At 61.7% G+C, this 25716-nt stretch carries 22 protein-coding genes; 9 read left to right on the forward strand and 13 right to left on the reverse strand.

Going from position 1 to position 25716, the window contains the following annotated elements; all coding sequences use genetic code 11:
* Entirely contained in the window at positions 1-1086 is a 1086-nt protein-coding gene (locus ACWHRL_RS09575) for an ABC transporter permease (protein ID WP_447893475.1), read from the forward strand.
* Positions 1079-2671 (forward strand): ABC transporter ATP-binding protein, encoded by a 1593-nt coding sequence (locus ACWHRL_RS09580; RefSeq protein ID WP_447893476.1) that lies wholly within the window; start codon positions 1079-1081, stop codon positions 2669-2671. The genes ACWHRL_RS09575 and ACWHRL_RS09580 overlap by 8 nt, the downstream gene beginning before the upstream one ends.
* A gap of 176 nt (positions 2672-2847) precedes the next feature.
* On the opposite strand, the gene ACWHRL_RS09585 is transcribed toward ACWHRL_RS09580, so the two are convergent.
* Positions 2848-3552 carry a pseudouridine synthase gene (locus ACWHRL_RS09585; RefSeq protein WP_447528915.1) on the reverse strand — a complete coding sequence of 235 codons (705 nt, stop codon included), beginning with the start codon at positions 3550-3552 and terminating at the stop codon, positions 2848-2850.
* Entirely contained in the window at positions 3552-4367 is an 816-nt protein-coding gene (locus ACWHRL_RS09590) for an amidohydrolase (RefSeq protein WP_447893477.1), read from the reverse strand. The genes ACWHRL_RS09585 and ACWHRL_RS09590 overlap by 1 nt, the downstream gene beginning before the upstream one ends.
* Positions 4368-4440: 73 nt before the next feature.
* Here ACWHRL_RS09590 and rarD point away from each other — a divergent pair, with 73 nt between their 5' ends.
* Positions 4441-5346 carry an EamA family transporter RarD gene (rarD, locus tag ACWHRL_RS09595; RefSeq protein ID WP_447893478.1) on the forward strand — a complete coding sequence of 302 codons (906 nt, stop codon included), beginning with the start codon at positions 4441-4443 and terminating at the stop codon, positions 5344-5346.
* Here rarD and ACWHRL_RS09600 read toward each other — a convergent pair.
* A complete protein-coding gene (locus ACWHRL_RS09600; protein WP_447893479.1) occupies positions 5276-6970 on the reverse strand; it encodes a methyl-accepting chemotaxis protein in 1695 nt (564 codons plus the stop codon). The two genes, rarD and ACWHRL_RS09600, sit on opposite strands and share 71 nt — an antisense overlap.
* Positions 6971-7203: 233 nt before the next feature.
* Between ACWHRL_RS09600 and ACWHRL_RS09605 the strand changes: the two genes are divergently transcribed.
* The 5 genes from ACWHRL_RS09605 to ACWHRL_RS09625 all read left to right on the forward strand — a co-directional run bounded on the left by ACWHRL_RS09605 (position 7204) and on the right by ACWHRL_RS09625 (position 12477).
* Entirely contained in the window at positions 7204-8904 is a 1701-nt protein-coding gene (locus ACWHRL_RS09605; protein WP_447893480.1) for a SulP family inorganic anion transporter, read from the forward strand.
* A gap of 102 nt (positions 8905-9006) precedes the next feature.
* Complete coding sequence (locus ACWHRL_RS09610; protein ID WP_447893481.1) at positions 9007-10119, forward strand: MlaE family lipid ABC transporter permease subunit; 1113 nt, start codon at positions 9007-9009, stop codon at positions 10117-10119.
* Positions 10116-10916: an ABC transporter ATP-binding protein gene (locus ACWHRL_RS09615; RefSeq protein ID WP_447528936.1), complete on the forward strand. Its 801-nt coding sequence runs from the start codon at positions 10116-10118 to the stop codon at positions 10914-10916. The genes ACWHRL_RS09610 and ACWHRL_RS09615 overlap by 4 nt, the downstream gene beginning before the upstream one ends.
* Before the next feature lie 5 nt (positions 10917-10921).
* Positions 10922-11863: an MlaD family protein gene (locus tag ACWHRL_RS09620; RefSeq protein WP_447893482.1), complete on the forward strand. Its 942-nt coding sequence runs from the start codon at positions 10922-10924 to the stop codon at positions 11861-11863.
* Positions 11860-12477: an ABC-type transport auxiliary lipoprotein family protein gene (locus ACWHRL_RS09625; RefSeq protein ID WP_447893483.1), complete on the forward strand. Its 618-nt coding sequence runs from the start codon at positions 11860-11862 to the stop codon at positions 12475-12477. Before ACWHRL_RS09620 ends, ACWHRL_RS09625 begins: the two co-directional genes overlap by 4 nt.
* Positions 12478-12505: 28 nt before the next feature.
* Here ACWHRL_RS09625 and ACWHRL_RS09630 read toward each other — a convergent pair whose 3' ends face one another.
* From ACWHRL_RS09630 to ACWHRL_RS09675, 10 genes are all read right to left on the reverse strand, one after another.
* The gene (locus ACWHRL_RS09630) at positions 12506-14326 is read right to left on the reverse strand and encodes a protein kinase domain-containing protein (protein ID WP_447893484.1); all 1821 of its coding nucleotides are present in this window, start codon (positions 14324-14326) and stop codon (positions 12506-12508) included.
* A gap of 31 nt (positions 14327-14357) precedes the next feature.
* Positions 14358-15617 carry a 2-oxo acid dehydrogenase subunit E2 gene (locus tag ACWHRL_RS09635; RefSeq protein WP_447893485.1) on the reverse strand — a complete coding sequence of 420 codons (1260 nt, stop codon included), beginning with the start codon at positions 15615-15617 and terminating at the stop codon, positions 14358-14360.
* Positions 15618-15633: 16 nt separating this feature from the next.
* Positions 15634-16611, reverse strand: coding sequence for an alpha-ketoacid dehydrogenase subunit beta (locus tag ACWHRL_RS09640; protein ID WP_447528941.1), 978 nt, complete (start codon positions 16609-16611; stop codon positions 15634-15636).
* 1 nt (position 16612) lies between these two features.
* Positions 16613-17818 carry a thiamine pyrophosphate-dependent dehydrogenase E1 component subunit alpha gene (locus ACWHRL_RS09645; protein ID WP_447528942.1) on the reverse strand — a complete coding sequence of 402 codons (1206 nt, stop codon included), beginning with the start codon at positions 17816-17818 and terminating at the stop codon, positions 16613-16615.
* Between the two features lie 183 nt (positions 17819-18001).
* Positions 18002-18778 (reverse strand): ABC transporter permease, encoded by a 777-nt coding sequence (locus ACWHRL_RS09650; protein WP_447893486.1) that lies wholly within the window; start codon positions 18776-18778, stop codon positions 18002-18004.
* Positions 18765-19733 (reverse strand): ABC transporter ATP-binding protein, encoded by a 969-nt coding sequence (locus tag ACWHRL_RS09655; protein WP_447893487.1) that lies wholly within the window; start codon positions 19731-19733, stop codon positions 18765-18767. The genes ACWHRL_RS09650 and ACWHRL_RS09655 overlap by 14 nt, the downstream gene beginning before the upstream one ends.
* Positions 19730-20926 (reverse strand): ABC transporter permease, encoded by a 1197-nt coding sequence (locus ACWHRL_RS09660; RefSeq protein WP_447893488.1) that lies wholly within the window; start codon positions 20924-20926, stop codon positions 19730-19732. Before ACWHRL_RS09660 ends, ACWHRL_RS09655 begins: the two co-directional genes overlap by 4 nt.
* 3 nt (positions 20927-20929) lie before the next feature.
* The gene (gene osmF, locus ACWHRL_RS09665) at positions 20930-21829 is read right to left on the reverse strand and encodes a glycine betaine ABC transporter substrate-binding protein OsmF (RefSeq protein ID WP_447896162.1); all 900 of its coding nucleotides are present in this window, start codon (positions 21827-21829) and stop codon (positions 20930-20932) included.
* A 94-nt stretch (positions 21830-21923) separates the two neighbouring features.
* Positions 21924-23318, reverse strand: a complete 1395-nt coding sequence (gene cysS / locus ACWHRL_RS09670) for a cysteine--tRNA ligase (RefSeq protein ID WP_447893489.1) — start codon at positions 23316-23318, stop codon at positions 21924-21926.
* Between the two features lie 9 nt (positions 23319-23327).
* Positions 23328-25007, reverse strand: a complete 1680-nt coding sequence (locus ACWHRL_RS09675) for a glutamine--tRNA ligase/YqeY domain fusion protein (RefSeq protein ID WP_447893490.1) — start codon at positions 25005-25007, stop codon at positions 23328-23330.
* A gap of 201 nt (positions 25008-25208) precedes the next feature.
* On the opposite strand from ACWHRL_RS09675, the gene ACWHRL_RS09680 reads away from it, so the two are divergent.
* Positions 25209-25706: a peptidylprolyl isomerase gene (locus ACWHRL_RS09680; RefSeq protein ID WP_447893491.1), complete on the forward strand. Its 498-nt coding sequence runs from the start codon at positions 25209-25211 to the stop codon at positions 25704-25706.
* Positions 25707-25716 lie beyond the last annotated feature (10 nt).

Raw genomic sequence — 25716 nt, forward strand, 5'->3', positions numbered from 1 at the left:
ATGGCCACGCCCTCCTCCCCGCGCTCTTCCCGGCTGTCCCCCATTACCCGGCGCCGCATCGCGGCGTTCAAGGCCAACCGCCGCGCCCGGCTGTCGCTTTGGGTGTTCGGCGTGCTGTTCATTTTGAGCCTGGCCGCCGAGCTGGTCGCCAACGACAAGCCGCTGATGCTGAAATATGAAGGCCAGTGGTATGCGCCGCTTTTGGTGGACTACCCGGAAACCGAATTCGGCGGCTTTCTGCCCACGCGCACCGACTACCTCGACCCGTTCATTCAAGGGCAAATCCAGGCAAACGGCTGGGCGCTATGGCCCATGATCCCGTTCTCTTACCAAACCCTGGATATGCAGATGACCCGGCCCTCTCCAGCGCCGCCGGATAGCCGCCATTGGCTGGGCACCGACGACCAGGGGCGCGACGTACTGGCGCGGGTCATCTACGGCTTTCGCCTCTCTGTCGCCTTTGCGCTGGTGCTGACCACCGGCTCGATCGTCATGGGGGTGCTGGCCGGCGGCGTACAAGGCTATTTCGGCGGCAAGGTCGACTTGATTGGCCAGCGCCTCACCGAGATATGGTCCGGGCTTCCGGTGCTGTTCTTGCTGATCATTCTCGCCAGTTTCGTGCAGCCGGGTTTTTGGTGGCTGTTGGGCATCATGCTGCTTTTCTCCTGGTTGGGACTGGTCGATATCGTGCGCGCCGAGTTTCTGCGCGCGCGTAACCTGGAGTACGTGCGCGCGGCGAAAGCCATGGGGCTGCCTTCCAGGTTGATCATGTGGCGCCACGTATTGCCCAACGCCATGGTCGCCACCCTCACCTTCATCCCGTTTCTGTTTACCGGCGCCATCGGCACGCTCACCGCGCTCGATTTTCTCGGCTTTGGCCTGCCCCCGGGCGCGCCGTCGCTTGGCGAACTGGCCGCCCAGGGCAAGAACAATCTGCACGCTCCCTGGCTGGGCATCACCGCGTTCATGACGCTGGCGGTCATGCTCTCGCTGCTCGTGTTCATCGGCGAGGGGCTGCGCGACGCCTTCGACCCCCGCCACGTAAGCCATAGCGCCACGCCCGCATCGGGAGCTCAACATGCCTGACCCGCTTTTTTGCCTCGAAAACTTCACCGTGGCCTTCGATGGTCAGCCGGTGGTGGACGGCCTCTCGCTTAGCGTCGACCGGGGTGAGACGCTTGCGGTCGTGGGTGAATCCGGCTCGGGTAAGTCGGTGTCGGCGCTGGGCGCGCTTGGCCTGCTGCCCGCAAACGCCAGAGTGAGCGGCGGGCGCTGGCTGGAAGCAACGGATTTGGCAAAGCAAGGCCCGCGCCAGTGGAACGCCATCCGCGGCAATCGCATCGGCTTCGTGTTCCAGGAGCCCATGACCTCACTAAACCCGCTGCACCGCATCGGCAAACAGCTTGGCGAAACCCTGCGCCTGCACCAAGGCCTTCGGGGCCAGGCTGCCCGGCGCCGCGCGAAGGCGCTTCTCGAACAGGTCAAGCTACCCCGGGCCGAAGAGCTTTTGGAAGTATGGCCGCATCAGCTCTCCGGCGGGCAGCGCCAGCGGGTGATGATCGCCATGGCGATCGCCAACAACCCGGCGCTATTGATTGCCGACGAGCCGACCACCGCGCTGGATGTCACCGTACAGCAGGAGATCCTCGCCCTACTAAAGGCACTGCGCGACGAATACGGTATGGGGATGCTGTTCATTAGCCACGACCTGAACCTGGTACGCAGCTTCGCTGACCGAGTTTGTGTGATGAAGGATGGGCGCATCCAGGAGACCGGCACGGTGGCCAACGTATTTGAGCGCCCGCAAAGCGATTACACAAGGGCGCTGATTGACGCCGAACCCGCTGGCCGGCCGGCGGCCATCGCCAACACGACGCCGCTTTTAAGCGCGCGCCAGCTCAAGGTAAGCTTCGCCCGCCCCGCCACCGGGCTTTTCCAGCGCAAACGGCCCGCTTTTGAAGCAGTTAAGGCGACAGATCTGAGCATCGCGCCCGGCGAGACGCTGGGCATCGTGGGCGAGTCGGGCTCGGGCAAGACAACGCTCGCCTCGGCCATCCTGCGCCTGGTGCCAAGCCAAGGCGAGATCGCACTGGGCGATACCCGGCTCGACACCCTGAGCGGCAACGCCTTGCGGCGCCAGCGCCGCCGGCTGCAAATGGTGTTTCAGGACCCTTACGGGGCGCTGTCACCGCGCATGCCGGTGTTCGATATCGTCAGCGAAGGGCTGCGCTTTCATCACCCCGAGCTTAGCCAGTCAGAGGTCACCGCTCGCGTTCACCAAACCCTTGAGGAGGTGGGCCTGCCCGAGAGCTGCGCGGCCCGCTACCCCCACGAGTTCTCCGGTGGCCAGCGCCAGCGTATCGCGGTGGCCCGAGCCATCATCCTCGAGCCCGAGCTTTTAGTGCTCGACGAGCCCACCTCGGCGCTCGACCGTACGGTACAAAAGCAGTTGATCACTCTTCTGCGCGAGCTACAGGCCAGGCGCCAGCTAAGCTATCTGTTCATCAGCCACGACCTGGCCGTGGTACGTGCCATGGCCCACCGCGTCATGGTGCTCAAGGAGGGCGAGGTAGTCGAACAAGGCCCCTGCCTCGAGGTGCTCGCCGCGCCACGCCACCCCTACACCCAAGCGCTGATCGAGGCCGCCAAACTCACTCATTTTACTGAATAACCCTCTCGTCGTTTGCTTAACGAATAGCACCAAGCCCTAAATTTAAGCCTTAAAATAAGATAACGGTATAAAATAGTTATCTCTGGAACAGTTTGAGGCGCGAGTACGCTCGTTTATAAAAGCCGGCTATAAAAAAAAGCGCCCTTCAAGGGCGCTTGCTGGGGCATCGTAACGGCCTAGAACCTGGCGGCTTCTTCGGCGGTGAGTTCGCGCCACTCACCAGGGCCCAGGTCCTCGGGGAGCTCGATAGGGCCAATGGCGTGACGGTGAAGCGACACCACCCGGTTGCCAAGCGCGCCGAACATGCGTTTTACCTGATGATAACGCCCTTCGGTCATGGTCAGCTTCGCCTGGGTGGGGCTCAGTAACTCCAGCGTGGCCGGCGCGGTGGGTGTTTCGTCGTCGTCCAGCAGAATGCCCTCGGCGATTTTCTCCACGGCGCGTTCGGCGGCGGCGCCCTCCAACGGGTCGGCCAGTTCGGCGATGTACACCTTCGCGCAGCGGTGCTTGGGCGAGGTTACCCGGTGCGACCACTGGCCGTCATCGGTCAGCAGCAAAAGCCCGGTAGTGTCTACGTCCAGGCGCCCGACCGGCTGAAGACGCTCGGCCTTGGGCAGCTCGATCAGATCGACCACGCGGGGGTAGAGCCCACGCCGGGCCGTACACTCGACATCGGTCGGCTTATGCAGCATTACGTAGCGAAGCCCCACCAAAGCGAGCTTTTCGCCGTTTAGCAGCACCTCGTCCTCGTGGGTGTCGAGCTGGGTCGATGCCTGCTTGACCGGCGAGCCGTTCAAGGTGACCTCGCCGTTTTTAAGCGCGCGTTTGGCCAGACTGCGGGTAAGCGAGCTGGTTTCACTGAGAAAACGGTCAAGGCGCATTACTGGCCTACTCCTGGTAAAAGTTCGAAACGGTCGGCGTCCTGCCAAGCGGGAAATTTTTCACGAAACCCGTCGAGCTCCGCTTTGTCGAGGGTTCCGGTTTCGATGAAGGGCGCGTCCTTGGGCCAGTCGATGAGCGGCTCACCCTTGTAATCGACCAGCATCGAGTCGCCGCTGTAGGCCATGCCCTTGGCGTCTTCGCCCACCCGGTTCACGCCCATCACGTAAGCCAGGTTCTCAACGGCGCGGGCCTGAAGCAGCGTGCGCCAAGGCTTTCGACGCGGGGCGGGCCAATTGGCCACGCATAAAAGCGCATCGTACTCGAAGTGCTCGCCCTCGCGGGGCTGCTGGCGCGACCACACCGGAAAGCGCAAATCGTAACAAACGCTCAAAAGGATTTTGAAACCCTTGAGCTCGACGATCTTACGAGACGGGCCCATGGCGTAGCGCTCGTGCTCACCGGCCATGCGAAAAAGATGACGCTTATCGTAGTGGTGAACCACGCCCTCGGGGGTCGCCCAAATCATGCGGTTGTAGTACTCCCCCTGATCGACGACCGCCACGCTCCCCGTCAAAACACAGCCCCGGGCGCTGGCCTGTGCTTTTAGCCAGGCCACACTTTGGCTCTGCTCCATGGGCTGAGCCATTTCGCGGGAGTTCATGGTGAAGCCGGTGGCGAACATTTCCGGCAGGACAATGAGGTCGGTGTCGCGGCTATCAAGCTCCCCCAGCAGCTCTTCCAGATGGGCATGGTTGGCCGCCGGGTCCTCCCAGCGCAGATCGCACTGCACCAGGCTCGTTCTTAGCTCGGTCATGGTGCTTCTCCTTATCGTCCGGTGTGTGTGAAGATTGTGTGATAGATTAACATTTTTCAATAATGAGGCTGCTATGCTTTCCCCGCCTGCTCGCGATCCTGAAGCTGTCAAAGGCGTTACCTTCGGCCTCACCGCCTACGTGCTTTGGGGCTGCTTTCCGCTCTACTTTGCGCTGTTCGAGGGCGTGCCTGCCCCGGAAGTATTGATTCACCGCATTCTTTGGTCCTGCATTTTTCTGGTCGGGGTGATTACGCTGCTCAAGCGCTGGGCGCCGGTGGTGAGTGCTCTGAAAGCGCCGCGACGGCTGGGGCGGGTATTGGTCTGTGCGGTGCTGATCGGGATCAACTGGGGGCTCTATATCTACGCGGTCGAAAGCCGCCAGGTGCTCCAGGCAAGCCTTGGCTATTTTCTGACGCCACTGGTCAACGTGGCGCTTGGCGTACTGGTGCTGCGTGAAGTGATGGCACGGCTTCAGGTGGTGGCGGTCGGGCTTGCCAGCATCGCCATTCTGATTCAGTTCTTTATGCTCGGCGAGTTGCCCTGGATCAGCCTGATGCTGGCACTGAGCTTTGGTAGCTACGGGCTTTTTCGCAAGCAGGTGCCGCTCGATGGCCTATCCGGACTTTTCGTCGAAACGCTGGTGCTCTTGCCCCTCGCGCTGTTGGCGCTGACCTGGCTTAGCCTGCAGGGCGAATCGCACTTTCTCACCGATGCGCCGCTTAGCGTACTGCTCATGACCTGCGGCATAGCCACCACCCTGCCCCTGCTCGCCTTTGCCGGCGCCGCTCGGCGGCTGCGCCTGTCGACGCTCGGCTTTTTGATGTATATCAACCCAAGTATCCAGTTTTTGATCGCGCTCACCATCTTCGACGAGCCGCTGGGTACGATTCAGCTCATTACCTTCGTCATCATTTGGCTGGGGCTGGCACTCTACTCATACTCCTCGTGGCAGTCACGCCCGCGTTATGAGGCAAGCTAGTTAGCCCTTCGCCACTTAGGCTGGCAGCGCTCTTTTCGCCGCTGGCCCCCGGGCGCTGTGGCGGGTAGCCCACTCGAAAGCCGCCCCAGTGCTTGCCGTTGATGAAAATAGGCACCGAAAGGTCGTGCATGATTTCGCCCGTGTCGCGCTTGTAGGTTTGCAGCAGCAGCGCCTGAGTATGCGCGCCGCAGCGCTTACCGGTCGGGTCGTCGAAGATGCGTTTGCTGCGACAGTACTTGAGATCGAAGGCGTAGTCGCCGGTCGGCGCGTGGCTCACTGCCGCGTTGTGGGTCGGTACATAGCCCTGGCGGTCGCAGGCAATCGCGTAGCTTATCCCGTGCAAGGCCAGTAGCGGCTCTTGTAGCACCGGTAAGTGTTGGTCGGTAAAGGTATCGAACCCGGTGCGGTAAAGCGCTGGTTGGGTATCCGCCACCTCCTCGTATCGGGTTTGAAAGAGCGCCTGGGTGGTGAGCTCATTTCGAGCGATAGCGCCTTCGAAGAGCGCGCCGATTTGATCCGCCGCGTGGCGGGCCAGCTTGAAGACGTCCTGATGGCGCCCTTTCAAACGCTGCTGAGCGAGCTCGCCGTCCACCTCCTCCGCCGCGGCCATCAAGGCGCGCGCCTGACCCGCCAAATCGTGCATATTGCGGTTCCCCTCGTCCGCATCCGCTTCCAACTGGCGCAAACTCTCCGCGACCGTCTGGCTATGTCCTTTGGTACTCGCCATCGATTGGGCGACACCGGTGATTTCCTGCTGCACCTGATCGAACTGCCGGGTAATCAACGCCATGCTCTCGCCAAGCCGGGTCATCCCTTCAGAACGGTGGCGGACCCGGGCCATCAGGTGCTGCATCGTGCTCACCACCTGTTGGCCGCTTTGGTGCATATCCTTGACGAGTGTCTCGACGCTTTGGGTCGCCGTAGAGGTTTTGAGCGCCAGGCTGCGCACTTCGCCGGCCACGACGGCAAACCCGCGGCCGTGCTCTCCGGCCCGAGCAGCCTCGATCGAGGCGTTAAGGGAGAGCAAATGGGTCTGCTCGGCGATCTCTTCGATCATTGAGGTCACGCTACGCACCCGTTCTATCTTCGCGTTGAGCGCTGCCAGCATCTCGAGCGCTTCGTCCGAGCGCGCCGCCACATCGCTCATGTCGGTGACGATCTCGGTCAGCTCATCCCGGTTTTGGTGCCCCGCATCCCGTGCGCTTTCGGCCAGTGAAGCGACTTGAGCAGCGCTGGTACTGACCTGAACGATGGCAGCGTTGATCGCGCTGGTGCTGGTGGAGGCCTCCCGGGCCATGCGTTCTTGCTGGGCCAGGCGTTGATCCATCAGGTCGGCGTAGTGGGAGACTTCCGCCGAGGCGATCGCCGTGCTGCTCGCCCGGCCCATTAACCGATGCGCCATCGCCTTGAGCGAGGCGTAATCCCTGAGCGGTTTGATTCCCCGGGTACGGGCAAGGCGTTGCTGGTCAGCCAGGTAGACGTTGTAAAGCGCCCCGGCGGCCAGCCCCGCTCCGCCAAGCAGTGCGCAAACCAGCGCCAGGTACGCCCAAGATTCACCTCGAATCACCAGTGGAATGGATAGCCCCAGTAGCAGCAAAGGCGCGAGAAGCCGGCATAGCCACATAAGCGGTACTCTTTTTTAGTGGATGTTATTTTTTTGTTTCTTTTAAGCAGGCTAACCTTGATGAGCGCCAAGCCGATGAGTTTACCCCCTTGCTGGCAGTAAAGGAGTAACACTTTGGGGGAACATATTGGTTATTTTTTTAGGCCATGCCGCCATGATCGCTATAACACGTTAATATAACCATAGACCTGAACGTTCAGCGGTTTAAAAGATACTTTGACAGCACGGAGCTTATGTTCAAGCGCTATTTCCCTATTTTGACGTGGCTACCCCATTATCATCGACGGCTTTTCAGTGCGGACCTGCTGGCCGGGTTGATCGTCACCATCATGGTGATTCCGCAGTCGCTCGCCTACGCGCTGCTCGCCGGGCTCCCCGCCGTCGTGGGGCTTTATGCGAGCATCCTCCCTCAGCTTCTTTATGCCCTGATGGGCACCAGCCGCACCCTGGCAGTCGGGCCGGTGGCGATCATCGCCTTGATGACCGGCGCGGCGCTCTCAAGCGTCGCCGCGCCAGGGTCAGAGGCCTACCTGGAAGCGGCGCTGGTGCTCTCGCTGCTCTCCGGGCTGATACTGGTGGCCATGGGCGCGCTGCGCATGGGATTTTTCAGCAACTTCCTGAGCCACCCGGTCATCTCCGGCTTTTTGACCGCCTCGGGCATTTTGATCGCCGCCAGCCAGTTAGGCAGCCTTCTGGGAATCGAAAGCAGCGGGTTCACGCTGGTCGAGCGCGTGAGAACGCTATTCCCCCATCTCCCAACGATCAACCCGTATACCGCGGCTATCGGCGTGGGCACGCTGGTGTTTTTGGTGGCCATGCGCCGCTACGGCAAAAGTGGCTTCACGCGGCTTGGCCTGCCGCTGGGGCTTGCGGATTTGCTGACCAAGGCGGGGCCGGTGTTCGCCGTCGTTATCACGACTCTTGCGTGCTGGCATTGGGAGCTGGCATCGAAAGGCGTGGCCGTGGTCGGCGCCATTCCTGGCGGGCTACCCGAGCTGAGCCTGCCGCTTGGCGACGGCGCGCTCTGGAAAGCGCTTTTGGTACCGGCGCTGCTGATCAGCCTGGTGGGCTTTGTCGAATCGGTCTCCATGGGCCAGATGCTTGCCGCCAAGCGGCGCCAGCGGATTTCGCCGAATCAGGAATTGATCGGGCTGGGCGCGGCCAACCTAGCCGCGGGGGTCACCAGCGGCATGCCGGTCACCGGCGGGCTTTCGCGTACGGTGATCAATTTCGATGCCGGCGCGCAAACACCGGCCGCCGGGGCCTTTACCGCGCTGGGTATCGCTATCGTCACCCTGGCGTTTACCGGCTGGCTTTTCTATCTGCCCATTGCGACGCTTTCGGCCACTATCACGGTGTCGATTTTGACCCTGGTCGACATGCCCATGCTACGCCAGACCTGGCGCTATTCGCGAAGCGATTTCGCGGCCATGGCGGTCACGATCGTGCTAACGCTGACCGAAGGTATCGAGGCCGGGATCATAGGCGGCGTGACGCTTTCCATTGCGCTGTTTCTTTATCGCACCAGTCGTCCGCATAGTGCGCTGGTGGGCCGAGTGCCCGACACCGAGCACTTTCGTAACATCGAGCGCCACAATGTCGAAGCCCCCCAGAACGCCGCCCTGCTACGGATCGATGAAAGTCTCTACTTCGCCAACGCGCGCTACCTCGAAGATACCGTCTACAATTTAGTCGCCAGCCGTCCGGAGATCGAACACGTGGTGCTGATCTGCTCGGCGGTCAACCTGATCGACGCCTCGGCGCTGGAGAGTCTGGACGCCATCAACGCGCGCCTGAAAGATTCCAACGTCAAACTTCATCTATCCGAGGTCAAGGGCCCGGTCATGGACCGGCTCAAACAGAGCGATTTTCTCGAGGCGCTCACCGGTCGCGTGTTTTTGAGTACCTATGCGGCGTGGCGGGAATTTTCCTGAACGTTTTGAATAAACAGACAAAGACACGCCGGGTAGCCTTTCACTAACGCCCGTTTGAATGCATCATTAACGGCTGGATATCGAAGGCGTACGGGAGCAGGAATGCCAACGGAGTGGATTACCCGCGAGGGAGGGACGCTGACGCTGCAGGGTGAATGGACCCTCGAGCACTATAGCGCGCTTAAAGCGCGTCTTGCCTCTTACTCGGTCGAAAGTGGGACCGAGGTGACGCTTGGTGGTTTCGAGCGCCTGGACACCGCCGGTGCGGCGCTTTTGATCAACCTGGTGGGGGTCGAACGCGCCCAATCCATAGATGAGTGGGCAAGCGGGCTTCCCGCCTCGCAGCAGGCACTCATCCAGCGTATCGCCGAGGCGATGGACGTATCGCTCGACCCGGATATCGATCCCCCCAACCGCTTCACTCGCGCGCTTGAAAGCATTGGCGAGCAGGTCGAGGGCCTTTGGCAGCAGCAGCGCGCCCTGCTCGGGTTTGTCGGTCTGGTGCTGGCGACACTCCTTCCCGTGCTCATCAACCCCAAACGCTGGCGGATGACCGCCACCGTGGCCCATATTCAACAAAGCGGCCTGAACGCCGTGCCCATCGTGATGCTGCTGACCTTCATGGTCGGCGCGGTGGTGGCTTTTTTGGGGGCGACGGTGCTGCAGGATTTTGGGGCCACCGTTTATACCATCGACCTGGTCGCCTTCTCCTTTTTACGCGAGTTTGGCGTATTGCTGGCCGCCATTTTGCTGGCCGGACGAACCGCGAGCGCCTTTACCGCCCAACTGGGGGCGATGAAGTCCAACGAGGAGATCGACGCGCTCAAGGCGCTGGGCCTCGATCCTATCGAGCTTTTGGTGCTGCCACGGGTCATGGCGATGCTGGTCAGCATGCCGATTCTGGCGTTTATCGGCATGCTCAGCGGTTTACTGGGCGGGGCAATGGTCGCCACTCTGTCGCTGGATATCCCGCTCTCGCAGTTCCTGACGGCCTTGCAAAAGGATGTCTCGGTCAACCACTTCCTGGTGGGGCTTGCCAAGGCGCCGGTGTTCGCCTTCGTGATTGCGGTGATTGGCTGCCTGGAGGGTTTCAAGGTGGCCGGTAGCGCGCAGTCCGTGGGCGCGCATACGACCTCGAGCGTGGTGCAGTCGATCTTCATGGTGATTCTGATCGACGCCCTGGCGGCGCTCTTTTTCATGGAGATGGGCTGGTGAGCCAGTACGATCGAGCCGAAAACACCGACGAGCCCGTCATCAATGTACGCGGGCTGGTGAACCGCTTTGGCGAGCACGCCGTCCATGAGGATCTCGACCTGACCTTGAAAAAAGGCGAAATTCTGGGTGTGGTCGGCGGATCGGGCACCGGTAAATCGGTGCTGCTACGCAGCATCGTGGGTCTCAAGCGCCCGGACGAAGGCACCATCGAAGTACTGGGTACCGATCTGGACACGCTCAGCAGCGCCGAGCGCAGCCAGGTCGAGCGCCGCTTCGGCGTACTGTTTCAACAAGGGGCGCTGTTTAGCTCGCTCAACCTGCAGGAGAATATCGCCCTACCGCTGATCGAGCACGTCGGGCTTGCCCGGGAAGACGCCGAGTACCTGGCGCGCATCAAGCTCTCGCTGGTGGGCCTTTCGCCGGAGGCGGCGCTGCAGTCGCCGGAATCGCTTTCCGGCGGCATGATCAAACGCGCCGCCCTTGCCCGGGCGCTGGCGATGGACCCGGACATTCTGTTTCTGGACGAACCCACCGCCGGCCTGGACCCTATCGGCGCCGCCGCCTTCGATCAGTTGATCGTGACCCTTCGCGACGCGCTCGGCTTTAGCGTCTTTCTCGTCACCCACGACCTGGACACGCTCTACGCCGCTTGCGACCGGGTCGCGGTGCTGTCGCAAAAACGCGTGCTGGTGGCAGATACCCTGGAAAACGTCGCCAAAACCGACGACGACTGGGTGCAGGAGTACTTCAACGGCCCTCGCGGCCGTGCCGCCGCCGCTTCATTGGATCAAGAGTAACGCTCATGGAAACCCGCGCGCATCACGTTCTAATCGGTCTTTTTACCCTGCTTACCGGGGCCGGGGCGCTCATTTTCGCGCTTTGGATGAGCCAGGTGGCCGGCGAGCAGGATTATCGCCCCTATCGCATTTTGTTCGAGCGCAGCGTCAGCGGCCTGTCGGTAGGCAGTGTCGTGCAGTACAACGGCATCGAAGTGGGCGATGTCACGGAGCTCTCGCTTGACCCGACCGACCCGCGCCAGGTGATTGCCGACATTCGCGTGTATGAAGATACGCCGGTAAAAACCGACACCAGGGCCAAACTTTCCTTTGCCAGCATTACCGGCAGCATGTCGGTTCAGCTACACGGCGGCGGCCCCGATAGCCCGCGCCTCGAGGCCGAATCCGACGACGCCGCCCCGTTCATCCAGGCCGACCCTTCGCCCATCGCCACGCTCATGGAAGAAGGTGAAGAGATGATCGACAACGTCAACGCGATTCTCGAGAACGTGAACCGGTTGTTCAACGACGATAACCGCGAACAGGCGGGCAACATTTTGACCGATATTGCCGAAATCACTCAAATGATCGCCTCCCAACGCGAGGCGCTGGACGAGAATATGGCGCTGTTCGGCGATGCGACGCGCCAGGCAACGGCCACGCTCGAGAACATCGAAGTGCTCAGCCAGGAAACCACCCAGCTTGTACGCCAGGATGGCCAGCGCGTCTTCGACAGAGCAGCCAGCGCAAGCGACGATGTCGCCCGGGCCGCCCAGCGCATCGAACAATTGGTCGACGATAACGCCGCGGCACTCGAAAGTACGCTGCGCAGCACTCAGGACGTTGCCCCGGCGCTATCGGCGCTTCGCTCCACGCTCACCACGCTCGACCGTATCACCCGCGACCTGGAAGAGAACCCCACCGACTTCATTCTAGGCCGCGACCGCGTAGAGGAGTTTCGACCATGAAGGCCCCGATTACCGCTTTGCTGACGCTTGCCCTGTTGACCGGCTGTTCAGTGTTGCCCGATGCCGACCCGGCCACGCTCTACCGCCTGCCCACCCCGGCAAGCCAGGCCCCGGCGAGCAACCCGACGCTTGCAAGCCTGCGCCTCGGCGTCGCCTCGCCGGAAGCCAATCATCTGTTTAGCAGCAACCGCATCGTGGTTTATCCGGACCACAATATCGTCAATGTTTACGAAGGCGCGCGCTGGCACGAAAACGCTCCGGAGCTCGTTCAGACCCGCCTGATCGGCGCGCTACAGCAGAGCACACTCTTCGAAAGCGTCGGTGTCGACCGGCTGCCCTCTGATCTGCTGCTGCTAAGCGAGATTCGCCACTTTCAAAGCGAATACGATCAGACCCCGCCGACGGCGCGCATTCAGCTCGATGTGCAGCTCGCCGATAGCCAGCGCCGCCCGCTCGCCAATCAAAGTTTTACCGCCCAGGCGCGGGCGGCAAGCGTCGACATTCCCGACGTCGTGGACGCCTTCGGGTCGGCAAGCGATACGCTCACCGCCGAGCTCGTCGAGTGGCTGGGCGGGCTTTCCGCCCGCACCCTGAACGCTGACGAGGGCAGTTGATAACAAGCGGCGAAGCGCTCGGCGGGCTCTAAAGCGCCCGGGGGTTTTTGGGGTAGAAGCGCTCGGGCTGGCGCTCGAGGTGGGAGAAAAACCGCGTATCCTTGTAGGGCATCTTCATGAAACCCGAGACCCCCAGCCCCTCGATCAGGTCGACCGCGTCGAGAATCCGATCGAGTAGCGCACCAAAGGCGCGCTCCTGACTCGGATCCAGTAGCCGGTAGTAGCTGTGAATCTTGAGATGGTGCGGGTGGGCTTCGAAGATGATCATTCCGGTGTGGTGGATCTCGTTGAGCCTTTTGAGTAGCGCCATGATGGTCGCGGGCAGGTTCAAAAGCTCTTCCGGGTCCGGGCCATCCTCGAAGTAGCTGTGCTGGCGGGTGCGGGCCTCCTCCGGCATGGCACTTAGCTCGAACCGGATGCGGGTATCCGGCTGGCGCACGAACGCATCGTTTTCCCGGGCGCGTTCCAGGTGCAGCGTTTGGCGAGCATTGAACAGGCAGCTTTTGAAGACCCCCTGGCGGTGAATGGCGCGGGCCAGGTGCACCATGTTGTTGACTGCCTGGGTGAAGGCAGGTTTTTGCGCCGGGTCGTGTAAATTGAGCGAAGAGTCGATGTAGATGCCCTGGGCTTCCCAGCGAATTGCCAAGCCCCCGACCACCGGGTACTTGCCCAACCGGCTGACCGAGGCCAGAAACGCCTTTTCCGTTTCCCCCATCCCCTGCATGAACTGCTTATAGTAGCGGTCGAGCTGCACGTCGTTGACATCATTGAGCGTTTCTTCGGCGTTCACCTCGCGCAAAAACGCCTTGCGCGAGCTGTACACCACGGTATCGATATCGGCGTTGGCCGGGCGCACCCAAATCGGCACCAGCGGCGCCGCGACGTCCTCGGGCAAATCGACCATCACCGCCCGGGCCATGGTGGGCATCGCCTTGAGAAAGTAATCCCCGGCCTGGCGTCTTGTTACCGGGTCCGGGTCCAGCATGGCGTCCAGGGTGCGGGCGAATTCCACGGGAAGGCCAAGCGAGCTTGCCGGAATGGCGCGGTGACCAAAGCGACACGACTGCGCCGAGGCGAGCGCGTAGAGCGTGCCCGCGACGCCCTGCTCGTCGAAGCGCGGCGACGAAAGCGCCCCATTTAGCTGCTCCTCGCCGATGAAGTAGACATCGCCCAGTCTGGCGTTGGTATGCTGCAGGTGATTGGACATCAGCTCCATGACGTTGCTGCCTACCGGCTGAAGGTCGGCGCCGAGCTGGGCGAACACCGACGAGCCCCAGTCGATCAGCGCCACGGTTTCACTGTCGCGATCGAACACCAAATTCGACGGCTTGATATCGCCGTGCACCAGCGGGCGGCCGTGAGGGCCGGTTTCCTTGCGCAGGGCAAGGAGTATATCGGCAAGCTGCGCGGCAAGTCGTACGATCAGCCGCGGCGAAAGACGCCCCTGGCCAAGCGATACCGCTTCGAGATTCAGCCCCGGCGCGCGCTCCATCACCAGAATCGACTGGCCGCGAATACGCTGGTAGGAGATCAGCCGAGGAATGCGCGGATGGGTGATCTGGTCGAGCATGAACGCCTCCTCCTCAAGGCGCTCCTGCAGGTGGGCGGGCAGCGTAATACGCGAGAACTTGAATACGTAGTGGGCCGGGCCATCAGGGGTGTCGGTGCGCCCGGCGAACACGAAACCGTAGGCGCCCTTGCCGATCAGCTCGATGGTCTCGAATCCCAGTTGGCCTAGCTGCGCCTGGCATAGCGCTACCCAATCCTTGAGCTTGCGCGCATCCTGATGGTTGAGCAGATAAACCGACTGCTCCTCAGGAATATAGAACTGCTGTAGCGCCTGGGGCATCGCGTTATCCGTATAACGACACGTTCAAGGGTTAGCGCAGGTGCAAGAGCATCGTCTCCGGCGCCTCGAGAAAGCCCTTCCAGGCGTTGCAAAACCGCGCGATGGTGCCGCCGTCGATAAAGCGATGATCGCCGGCCCAGGTCACCGTCATGAGCGCCCGACGCTCGAGCTCCCCCTGAGCGTCGAAGCGCGGCAGCCACTGGGTCCTGCCGATGGCCACGATCGCCGCTTCCGGGGCGTTGATGATCGGCGCGGCGTAGGTGCCGCCCAGCGCGCCGATATTCGAGATCGTGATGGTGCCACCCTTTAAATCGGCCTGGTCGACGCGCCCCTCCCGGGCCGCTTCGGTCAACCGAGCTACTTCCTCGGCAAGCGCTACGAGGGTCAAGCCTTCGACCCCCTTGACGTTGGGCACCATCAGCCCCGCCTTGCCGTCTACCGCCATACCGATGTTGCACGCATCGAAATAGTGAAGCGTGTCGCCGGCCTCGTTCAACTGGGCGTTGACGATCGGCGTCTGCGCCAGGGCCAGGGCCATCGCTTTCATGAAAAACGGCATCAACGTCAGACGCCCGCCGCTCGCTTCTACCACGGGCTTCAAACGCTCGCGCAGCGCCAGCAGCGCGGTGACATCGATCTCCTCGCCGTAGTGAAAGTGCGGAATCGTGCTGGCCGCGTGCACCATGCGTTTGGCCATCGCCGCGCGCATACCGCGAAGCGGTTCGGTTCGGCTGGCGCCGGGCGTAGCAGGTGGGCTTGCCGGAGCCTCTGCGCTCCCCCCTTCAAGATGCGCCAGCACGTCCTCTTTCAACACCCGCCCCGCCTTGCCGCTACCCGTGATCGCCGTAAGCTCCAGATCGTGCTCGCGCACCAGCCGGCGCACCGCGGGGCTTGCCGGCGTTTTTGCCTGAGCGCTCGAGGCGTTGCCCGCCTGGGCGGCCGAGCGCGGAAGCGGCGTCTCGGTGCGGGCTTTAATATCGGTTTCGCCCTCGGGCGCTTTGTCTTCCCGCACCGGCGTTTCGGGCTCATCCTCGCCGGGTTGGTAAGCCGTCTCGTCGTCGGCCTGGTAGGCGTAAAGCGGCGCGTGAACCCGGGCGATTTCGCCTTTTTTTACATAAAGCCTAGTGACTACCCCCGCTTCCGCCGCGGTGATTTCGACCAGTGCCTTGTCGGTCATCACCTCGACGATCGGTTGGTCTTCCTCGATACGCTCGCCCTCTTCGACGCGCCACTCGACCACTTCGCACTCAACGATACCTTCGCCGATATCCGGCAATACAAAATCGCTCATTGTTATTCCCCCGGCGCTAGAAGTTGACGCTTTCGCGAATCGCTTCAAAAATTTTCAAATGATCCGGCAGGTACTCTTTTTCGAGCACCAGGGGGAACGGTGTATCAAGCCCGGTCACCCGACGGATCGGCGATTCGAGGTACAAAAAGCAGCGCTCAGCGATGGTGGCGGCAATCTCGCCGGCAAAGCCACCGGTCAGCGGCGCCTCGTGGCTAACCACCAGCCGGCCGGTCTTGAGCACCGACTCCACCACGGTGTCGATGTCCCAGGGGGAGAGCGTGCGCAGGTCGATGACTTCGCAAGCAATGCCTTGTTCTTCGGCAAGCTCGGCGGCCTTGCTGATCACTTCCATTTGCGCGCCCCAGCCCACCAGGGTGATATCGTTGCCCTCGCGGATGACCTCGGCCTCGCCAATGGGAAGCTGGTAATCCTCCTCGGGCACCTCGCCGGTCGAGGCGCGGTAAAGGCGCTTGGGTTCCAAAAACAGCACCGGGTCCGGGTCGCGAATCGCGGCAAGCAAAAGCCCCTTGGCCTGGTAGGGATTACGCGGCACCACCACCTTGAGGCCTGGCGTGTGGGTGAAGTAGGCTTCCGGCGACTGCGAGTGGTAGAGCCCGCCGTTGATGCCGCCGCCGTAGGGGGTGCGAATGGTCAGCCCGCCCACGTTGAAAAGATCGCCAGAGCGGTAGCGAAACTTGGCGGTTTCGTTGACGATTTGATCAAACGCCGGAAAGATGTAGTCGGCGAATTGGATCTCGGCCACCGGCACCGAGCCCTGCGCGGCCAGACCGTTGGCGAAACCGATGATGCCTTGTTCGACCAGCGGCGTATTGAAGCAGCGCGCCTTGCCGTACTTCTCTTGAAGATGGCTGGTGGCACGGAATACGCCACCAAACACGCCGACGTCCTCGCCAAAGCAGAGAACCTTGTCATCCTCGGCCATGGCGGTATCGAGGGCGTTATTGATCGCCTGTAGCAGGTTCATTTTAGCCATGTTATTGCTCCTGCTCTTGAGCATCCGCCGAGGGCTCGATTTCCAGATCCAGCGATTTGGCGCCCCTGGGGTAGGCCTCGGGGTAGCGGCGAATGTGGCGCTTGAGCTCGTCGAGCTGGCGTTGAAGCTCTGGGGTGACATCGGCGTAGACATCGGTAATCAGCGAATCGAGCGGCTGAGAGCCGCGCTTTTCAGCGCGTTTCATGGTCTCCAGAACCTCGCGGCGCAGACGCTCTTCTTCACGGGACTGCTCCTCGTCGCTCCACCACTGGTTTTGAATCAACCACTTTTTAAGCCGCAGTACCGGGTCCTTGAGCCGCCAAGTCTCCTCCTCGTCTTTACCGCGATAACCCGACGGGTCGTCCGAGGAGGAGTGCGCCGCCAGGCGATAGGACATGGCCTCGATCAGTACCGGCTTGTTCTGCTCCACCGCAATACAGCGCGCCTGACGGGTGGCCTCGAAAACGGCCAGCGCGTCGTTGCCATCGACCCGAATGACGTGCATGCGATAGCCCATCGCCCGAGGCGCGATGCCGTCGGCGGCGAACTGCTCGACTGCCGGGGTAGAAATCGCGTAGCCGTTGTTACGACAAAAAAAGATGACCGGCACCTGATGCACCGAGGCCATGTTGAGCGCGGCGTGAAAGTCCCCTTCCGAAGCCGCGCCTTCGCCGAAAAATGTCAGCGTACAAAGGCCCTCACCGGCGAGCTTTTGGCCGTAGGCGTAGCCCGTGGCCTGGGGAATTTGGGTCGCAAGCGGCGAGGAAATCGTCATGTAATGAAGCTTGCGCGAGCCGTAGTGCACCGGCATCTGGCGGCCCTTGCCGTAATCCAGCTCGTTGCCAAAAAGCTGGTTCATGAACTCGTCGATGGTGAAGCCGCGATACAAAAGCGCGCCCTGCTCGCGATACTGCGCCATGATCATGTCAGTATCATCCAGCGCTGCGGTGGCGCCGACGATAGCGGCCTCCTCGCCGGTACTCTGCATGTAAAAGCTTAGCCGCCCCTGACGCTGGGCGGCCATCATTCGCTCGTCCAGAAGCCTTGTGCCCAGCATGGCTTTATATAAGCGCCTGGCGTGCTCGCGGCCGAGCGCCGGGGCGCTCGCGCCCGGGTAGAGCTCGCCTTCCGGGCTTAGCAGGCTAAAGGTCGGGATGGAAAATTCGTCGCCGGTCATGAAGGTCGGCTGATGATCAAAGCGTGTCATGATTATTGTCCTTATTGACCCCTTTTGAGGGTAGTGTTGTCGGTACCGGACGTTTCTGCCAGTGGATTTATCTGGCAGCGCTCGACGCAACACAAGGACAGTAACTCAGCAAAGCGACTTTAGGGATACAACTTAAGGCGGGGGTCCGGCGCCCTGGCAGACGCCGAGTCAAACGCAGACGCCTTAGCGTGGCAAGCGGCGGCTCAGCGCCTGTTGGAAAAGATCGAAAAGGCTATCGACGGTCAGCGCCAGCAGCGCGATCAAAAGCGCGCCCTGCAGCACGTAGGCCATATTGTTATTGACGATACCGGAGATGATCGGGTCGCCCAGGTTGCTCGCGCCCACCGTGGCGCCCAGCGCCGCCGTGGCGATATTGATGGTGATGGAGGTGCGCACGCCGGCCAAAATCACCGGAGCGGCCAGCGGCAGCTCCACGCGCCAAAGGATCTGGCGCGGCGTCATGCCCATGGCGTACGCCGCCTCCTTGGTGTTGGCATCGACACTTTGGAGTCCTGCCAGGGTATTGCGCACAATCGGCAGCAGCCCGTAAAGCATCAGCGCGACGATGATCGCCGGTGTGCCAAAGCCCAGTACCGGTACGGCAAGCGCGAGCACAGCGACCGGCGGAAAGGTCTGGCCCAGGGAAGCCAGCTGCCCGGCCAGGGGAAGAAAATCGCGCCCGCGCGCACGGGTCACGCCGATACCGGCGAGAATACCGATGCACACGGTCACCACGCCCGCTACGCCGACCACCAACAGATGGCGACCGAGCAGATCCACGAAGCTCGCCCGCGAGTAGATCACCTGACGGGCGCCGGGCTCGACCCAACGGAAAAGAGCCTCGAAATAGGCCATGCCAAACACGCCAAGCGCGAGCAGCAGTGCCCAGCCTAGCGGGATAAGCCAGCGTTTCGACAACGCCAAGCGATGAGCGGCAGACGCGGCGCTATTGACCTGCACGGTAGCCTCCCCCGTCGGCGCGGGCCTCTTTGATCAACCGGCGCAGCGAGAGTTCGCCGATGGGCATGTCATTTGCGTCCACCACGGTGAGCCGGTCACTGTGATCGCGCAGCATCATCGAAAGGCCTTGGCGCAGAGTAAAGTCCGCCGGAATGCGCGAGTGGGCAGGAATCGATGAGCCCAGCGAGGCCATGTGATCCCGTACCCGACTCAAAGCCGCCTGCTTGAGCCCTCGCTCGATGCCGCCTAAAAGTGACTCCACGAACGGGTCATTGGGGTGTTGTAAAAGCGCCAGCGGGCTCCCCTGCTGCACGATATGGCCGTCGCGCATGACCACCAGGTGGTCGGCGAGCTTGAGCGCTTCGTCCATGTCGTGGGTGACGAACACGACGGTCTTGTGCAGTTTGGCTTGAAGTCTTGCCAGCTCGTCTTGGAGCTTTTCCCGAGTGAGTGGATCCAGCGCCCCGAAGGGCTCGTCCATCAGCAAAATATCCGGGTCGGCGGCAAGCGCCCGGGCAACGCCCACCCGCTGTGCCTGCCCGCCGGAGAGCTGATGGGGGTATTTGTCCGCGAACTCGTCCATGGGCAGGCTAAAAGTGCCCATCAACTCCTCGACCCGAGCGCTCACCTGGTCCGCCGGCCACTTGAGCAGCCGCGGCACCAGGCCGATATTGCGCGCCACGCTCCAATGGGGAAAAAGCCCGGTGCTTTGAATCACATAGCCGATGCGCCGCCTCAGCTTGACCGCATCGAAGCTTTCGACGCCCTGGCCGTCCAGCAGAATCTCGCCGTGGCTGTGGGGGATCAATCGGTTGATCATACGAAGGGTGGTCGATTTACCGCACCCGGAGGTGCCCACCAGCGCACACAATTTGCCCGTGGGAATGCTCAAGGAGATAGCGTCGACCGCGGTCGTATCGCCAAAGCGCTTGGAGACGTTTTTAAGCTCGATCATGGCTGTCCTCCGTGACGGGTTATGTCGGCGAGCGCGCCAAGCCCGGCGTCGGCGATCAATGCCATGACGACGATCGGCAGCGCCCCAAGCAGGACCATATCCATGGCCGCCTGCCCCAAGCCCTGAAAGATAAACGTACCAAGCCCCCCGGCGCCGATCAGCGCGGCCACCGCCGTTAGCCCCACCGCCTGCACGGTAGTGATGCGTACACCTTCCAGCAGCACCGGCAGCGCCAGCGGAAACCGCACCTGCCAAAACCGCTGGCTCGAGCGCATGCCCATGGCCGTAGCGGCCTCAAGAGTATCCGGGCGCACCGCGCCCAGGGCGATGTAGGTGTTGCGCACGATCGGCAGCAGGCTATAGGCGATCAACGCGATCAGCGCCGGCGTATTGCCAATCCCGCTCACCCCCAGATTGCCCAAAAAGGCCACATTGGCACCGAGCCAGGCAAGCGGGGCCAGCAGCAGACCAAAAAGCGCCAGACTCGGTACGGTTTGAAAAAAATTGAGCAGCGCGAAGCCGACTTTCTGCGCCCGGGCGAAGCGGCGCATCAATAGCGCAAGCGCCAACCCCAGCACGATACTCACGCCGACCGCGCTTGCCACCAGCACGATATGCTGAGTGAGTGCACTGAAAAACGCCCCCTGGCGCGAGCGAAACTCCTGCACCAGGGCAAGCTCGCCAAGCCAATACCGCGCGCAGAGCCACCAGACCACCGCCACGCCCACCAGCAGCGCGGTGGTGGCAAGGCGCTTGATACCCAGGCGCAGACGAAGCTCCACCAGGCAGAGCAACAAGACGAACAGAAGCGTCCAGTACGCCGCACCGATCCCCAGGCGAGCCTGGGGGAGGTCCGGGTCGATCAGAAAATGGCCCGCGACCATCAACCCAAAGGGCAGTAGCAACAGCATCAAAATGACCAGCAGCAGCATCGCCTGATAGTTGACGCGGTTAGGCTTGAGCGCCAGAGCTCCCAGCGCTACCAGCAGCAGGGTAATGAGTACGGCCCCGGTTTTGCCCATCGCTTCAATCAGCCCAAACGCGGTGCCGGGCACGATACGGTTGGGGGCAACGCTGACCACGCCCAGCAGCCACACCGCGGCGAGCATGGCACCGACCAGGGCCATCAGAACGATGTTGGGCGCAAACTGGCTACCACGAATGTCGAGAAAAGCCGCCATCCTACTCGGCATCGATTAATCGTCCAGGCTATCGAGGTAGTCACTGGCGACCTGGTCCGGCGACAAACCGTTGACCGCTACGTCGGCGTTGAGACGCTGCAGCGTCTCGAGATCCAGCGTCTCGAACACCGCGTCCAGATGCTCTTCCATGGCCGGGTACGTTGCCAGCACGCTTTCACGCACCACCGGCGCGGGCTGATAGATCGGCTGCACGCCCTTGGTGTCCTTGAGCACGACCAGACCCAAGGCGTTGAGACCGCCGTCGGTGCCGTAGGTCATCGCCGCGTTAACGCCGCTGGTTTGCTGGGCGGCGGCGCGCATGGTCGCCGCGGTGTTACCGCCGGAAAGCACCAGCAGTTGATCAGCTCCCAGCTCGAAACCATACGCCTGCTGGAACGCGGGCAGCGCCTGCTCGGACTCGACGAACTCGGCGCTTCCGGCAAACTTGAAATCGCCGCCCTGCTCCAGATACTCGGCCAGGTCGTCGAGGGTGACCAGCTCGTTTGTCTCGGCGACATCGCCGCGCACGCTGATCGCCCAGGTATTGTTGGCGCTGGCGGGACGTAGCCAGACAAGCCCCTGCTCGGCGTCGCGCTCACGCACGGCCTCATAGGCCTGGTCGGCGTCGTTCCAAACGGGGCTATCGGTCATATCGAAAAAAAACGCACCGTTACCGGTATATTCCGGGTAGAGGTCGATCTCGCCGGCGAGAATGGCGTTGCGCACCACGCTGGTAGCGCCCAGTTGCAGACGACTCTCGGTAGGGATGCCTTCGCGCTCCAGGGTCTGGATGATCAGCTCGCCCAGCACCGCGCCTTCGGTATCGATTTTAGACGACACGATAACGGGGTCGGCGGCGTGGCTATGGCTTGCAGCGAAGATAAGGGCCAAGCCGGCCAGTGCGGGTTTTACCATGGAGCGCATTGTCATCATCCTTTATTCAAGTGGCTCATCAAAGCGTTAAGTATAGGTGGCGTGCCGTCAAGCGCCACACCCTAACACTTGCGGATCAAGGTGCCTCGACCATCCAGGTGGTGCCTTCACGGGAGTCCTTGAGCACGATACCGCTGGCGGCGAGCTCATCGCGAATAGCGTCGGCCTGGGCGAAGTCCTTGTTGGCCTTGGCCGCCTGGCGCGCAGCGATCTTCTCTTCGATCTCGGCTTCGCTGATCGCGGCCTGAGCGGTGCCCTTGAGAAAGGCCTGGGGCGGCTGTTGCAAAAGCCCCAGCACCCCGCCCAAACGTACGAGCTCAGAGGCCAAGCGCGGTGCCATCGCAGGCGTTTCGGCTTTCGCGCGGTTGAGCTCTCGGGCCAGATCGAACAGCACCGCCAGCGCCTCGGGCGTATTGAAGTCGTCGTCCATGACGCTTTTGAAGCGGGCGTCGAACTCGCTTGCCTTCGCCTCTTCGCTTGCCCCCTTTTCGAGCTCGACGCCGTCGAGCGCGGTATAAAAACGGATCAGCGATTTACGCGCCTCGACCAGTGAACCCACCGAGTAGTTGATTGCGCTGCGGTAGTGGCTGGCAACCAGCAGATAGCGCACCACCTCCGGGTCGTGCTCGGTCAGCACATCACGAATGGTGAAGAAGTTGCCCAAAGATTTGGACATCTTCTCTTGGTCGACCCGGACGGCTCCCGCGTGCATCCAGGTGTTGACGTAGGTCTGGCCGGTGGCCGCCTCACTTTGGGCGATCTCGTTTTCGTGATGGGGGAAGGTCAAATCCGGCCCGCCGCCGTGAATGTCGAAGGTATTGCCCAAACAGCACGTGGACATCGCCGAGCACTCGATGTGCCAGCCCGGGCGGCCGTTACCCCAGGGCGACGCCCAATGGGCCTCGCTGGGTTTGGCAGCTTTCCAGAGCACGAAATCCAGCGGGTCTTCCTTGTGGGTATCGACCTCGACCCGGCTGCCCGCGCGCATGTCATCGAGCTGGCGGTTATTGAGCTTGCCGTAGCTTTCGAATTTGCGTACTCGGTAGTAGACATCACCGTTATCAGCCCGGTAGGCAAAGCCCTTGTCGATCAGCGTCTCGATCATCGCTATGATGTCATCGATGTGGCCGGTAGCCCGCGGCTCGCGGCTCGGCGGGAGTACCCCCAGGCGCGCCTCGTCTTCGTGCATGGCGTCGATCATGCGCTCGGTGAGCGCGCTGATAGATTCGCCGTTTTCATCGGCGCGCTTTAAAATCTTATCGTCGATGTCGGTGACGTTGCGTACATAGTTGACGTCATACCCGCGCGCGCGCAGGTAGCGGCTAATGACATCGAACGCCACCATCACCCGGGCGTGGCCCAGGTGGCAGTAGTCGTAAACCGTCATACCACAGACGTACATGCTGACCCGCCCGGCCTCGAGGGGCGTGAACGCTTCTTTTTGGCGCGTCAGCGTATTATAGATATGCATAAACGCCCCTTAGCCTTTCTTCTGAATTTTCGCCCAGGTATCTTTCAGACCCACGGTACGATTGAAGACGAGCTTGTCCGGCGTAGAGAGGTGACGGTCGGCACAGAAATAACCTACCCGCTCGAACTGAAAGCGCGACTCCGGGGTGGCGTCCGCCAGGCTCGGCTCACCAATCGCCTGGCAAACGATCAGCGACGCCGGGTTCAGGTGATCGAGGAAATCGGCGTCCTTGTCTCGGTCGGGCTGCTCGACCATGAAGAGGTTGTCGTACAAACGCACCTCCATGTTCACGCCGTGGACAGCGCTGACCCAGTGGATCACGCCCTTCACCTTGCGATCTTCCGGGTTCTTGCCCAGGGTGTCGAAATCCACCGAGCAGCGCAGCTCGATCACTTCACCGGCGTCGTCCTTGATCACCTCGTCACAGCGGATGACGTAGCTGTTGCGCAGGCGAACCTCTTTACCCGGCGCCAGGCGGAAGAACTTCTTGGGCGCATCCTCCATGAAGTCGTCCTGGTCGATATAAAGCTCGCGGGTCAGCGGCACTTTACGCACGGCCATGTCGTCGCGGGCGGGGTGGCCCGGCACGTCATAGGTCTCTTCGAAGCCTTCGTCGACGTTGGTCAGCACGACCTTCAGCGGCTTCAATACGCACATGGCCCGCGGCGCGTTGTCTTCCAGATCCGAGCGGATCGCATGAGTCAGCATGGCGATATCGACCAGGCCACCGTCGGCGCGGGTCACGCCGATCATCTCGCAGAACTTGCGGATCGATGCCGGCGTATAGCCGCGACGGCGCATACCCGAAATGGTCGGCATACGCGGGTCGTCCCAGCCATCGACGATTTGTTCGTCGACCAGCAACCTCAACTTACGCTTGGAGGTCAAGGTGTAGTTGAGATTGAGCCTGGCGAACTCGATCTGGCGCGGCGTGTTGGGCACCGGGAGGTTGTTCAAGAACCACTCGTAAAGCGGGCGGTGATCCTCGAACTCCAGCGTGCAGATCGAGTGGGTCACGCCCTCCAGGGCATCCGACTGACCGTGGGTGAAATCATAGGACGGGTAGATCTTCCAGGCATCGCCGGTTTGGTGGTGGCTTGCATGGCGAATGCGATAGAGAATCGGGTCGCGCAGGTTGATGTTCGGCGAGGCCATATCGATTTTGGCGCGCAGCACCTTCTCGCTTTCGCCGAACTCGCCCAGGCGCATGCGCTCGAGAAGATCCAGATTCTCTTCGGCGCTGCGTTCACGGTAAGGGCTCGGCCTTCCCGGTTCGGTCAACGTGCCGCGGTACTCGCGAATCTCATCCGGGTTCAGGTCATCCACGTAGGCCTTGCCTTCACGAATCAGGTGCTGCGCCCAGGCGTAGAGCTGGTCGAAATAGTCGGACGCATAGCGCACCTCGCCGGCCCACTCGAACCCGAGCCACTCGACGTCTTCCTTGATGGCGTCGATATAGGCCTGCTCTTCCTTGGCCGGGTTGGTGTCGTCGAAACGTAAATGGCAGTCGCCCCCCAGGTCCTGGGCCAGCCCGAAGTTCAGACAAATCGATTTTGCATGGCCAATGTGCAGGAAACCGTTGGGCTCCGGCGGGAAACGGGTCACGATCTTGCTGACCTGCCCGCTGTCGATCTCGTCGCTTACCTGGTTGCGAATGAAGTTCGGCGCTTTGGTGGTCTCGTTGCTCATGGCGGTGTTGATAACCTCACAGTGGATGGCGTGCCGGCCGGCTGACGCCTAAGCTTCTAAAACCCGGATGACTAGACCCTAAGCATCTAGAATCCAAGCTAAAAGCCTTAGCGCTTCGCGGCGCCGGGCAAAACCGCTATTATAACGCGACGCCGATGCACAGCGCCAAGGCGAACGCTTTTATTCAATGGGAATTTATTCATGATCGTATTACAGACGAACTTCGGTGACATCACCGTCGCGCTCGATTTCGAGAAAGCGCCCAAAACCGCCGCCAACTTCGAGCAGTACGTGCGCGACGGCTTTTACGACGGCACGCTGTTTCACCGCGTGATCGATGGCTTCATGGTCCAGGGCGGCGGCTTCGATCAGGATTTCGAACAGAAACCGACCCGGGATACGATCGAGAACGAGGCCGACAACGGTCTGGAAAACAAAATCGGCACGCTGGCCATGGCGCGCACCCAGGATCCGCACTCGGCCACCGCGCAGTTTTTCATCAACGTGGGTAACAATAGCTTCTTGAACCACAGCGGCAAAAACCTGCAAGGTTGGGGCTATGCAGTATTTGGCGAAGTGACCGATGGTATGGACGTGGTCAACACCATCAAGAGCGTCGGCACCACACGCCGCGGCATGCACGCCGACGTGCCCGCGGAAGACGTAATTATCGAGCGCGCCTACGTTAAAGAAGATTGAGTCCGGGAGC

This window comes from Vreelandella sp. GE22, from assembly GCF_968212445.1.

Excerpts from the sequence above, each read along its gene's own strand:
- ACWHRL_RS09600 (WP_447893479.1), bottom strand. The coding sequence starts at position 6,970 with ATGTGGCTATGCCGGCTTCTCGCGCCTTTGCTGCTACTGGGGCTATCC.
- ACWHRL_RS09675 (WP_447893490.1), bottom strand. The coding sequence starts at position 25,007 with ATGAGCAACGAGACCACCAAAGCGCCGAACTTCATTCGCAACCAGGTA.
- ACWHRL_RS09620 (WP_447893482.1), top strand. The coding sequence starts at position 10,922 with ATGGAAACCCGCGCGCATCACGTTCTAATCGGTCTTTTTACCCTGCTT.
- ACWHRL_RS09575 (WP_447893475.1), top strand. The coding sequence starts at position 1 with ATGGCCACGCCCTCCTCCCCGCGCTCTTCCCGGCTGTCCCCCATTACC.
- osmF (WP_447896162.1), bottom strand. The coding sequence starts at position 21,829 with ATGGTAAAACCCGCACTGGCCGGCTTGGCCCTTATCTTCGCTGCAAGC.
- rarD (WP_447893478.1), top strand. The coding sequence starts at position 4,441 with ATGCTTTCCCCGCCTGCTCGCGATCCTGAAGCTGTCAAAGGCGTTACC.
- ACWHRL_RS09660 (WP_447893488.1), bottom strand. The coding sequence starts at position 20,926 with ATGCCGAGTAGGATGGCGGCTTTTCTCGACATTCGTGGTAGCCAGTTT.
- ACWHRL_RS09640 (WP_447528941.1), bottom strand. The coding sequence starts at position 16,611 with ATGGCTAAAATGAACCTGCTACAGGCGATCAATAACGCCCTCGATACC.
- ACWHRL_RS09605 (WP_447893480.1), top strand. The coding sequence starts at position 7,204 with ATGTTCAAGCGCTATTTCCCTATTTTGACGTGGCTACCCCATTATCAT.
- ACWHRL_RS09635 (WP_447893485.1), bottom strand. The coding sequence starts at position 15,617 with ATGAGCGATTTTGTATTGCCGGATATCGGCGAAGGTATCGTTGAGTGC.
- ACWHRL_RS09585 (WP_447528915.1), bottom strand. The coding sequence starts at position 3,552 with ATGCGCCTTGACCGTTTTCTCAGTGAAACCAGCTCGCTTACCCGCAGT.
- ACWHRL_RS09655 (WP_447893487.1), bottom strand. The coding sequence starts at position 19,733 with ATGATCGAGCTTAAAAACGTCTCCAAGCGCTTTGGCGATACGACCGCG.
- ACWHRL_RS09630 (WP_447893484.1), bottom strand. The coding sequence starts at position 14,326 with ATGCCCCAGGCGCTACAGCAGTTCTATATTCCTGAGGAGCAGTCGGTT.
- cysS (WP_447893489.1), bottom strand. The coding sequence starts at position 23,318 with ATGCATATCTATAATACGCTGACGCGCCAAAAAGAAGCGTTCACGCCC.
- ACWHRL_RS09590 (WP_447893477.1), bottom strand. The coding sequence starts at position 4,367 with ATGACCGAGCTAAGAACGAGCCTGGTGCAGTGCGATCTGCGCTGGGAG.
- ACWHRL_RS09645 (WP_447528942.1), bottom strand. The coding sequence starts at position 17,818 with ATGACACGCTTTGATCATCAGCCGACCTTCATGACCGGCGACGAATTT.
- ACWHRL_RS09580 (WP_447893476.1), top strand. The coding sequence starts at position 1,079 with ATGCCTGACCCGCTTTTTTGCCTCGAAAACTTCACCGTGGCCTTCGAT.
- ACWHRL_RS09625 (WP_447893483.1), top strand. The coding sequence starts at position 11,860 with ATGAAGGCCCCGATTACCGCTTTGCTGACGCTTGCCCTGTTGACCGGC.
- ACWHRL_RS09680 (WP_447893491.1), top strand. The coding sequence starts at position 25,209 with ATGATCGTATTACAGACGAACTTCGGTGACATCACCGTCGCGCTCGAT.
- ACWHRL_RS09610 (WP_447893481.1), top strand. The coding sequence starts at position 9,007 with ATGCCAACGGAGTGGATTACCCGCGAGGGAGGGACGCTGACGCTGCAG.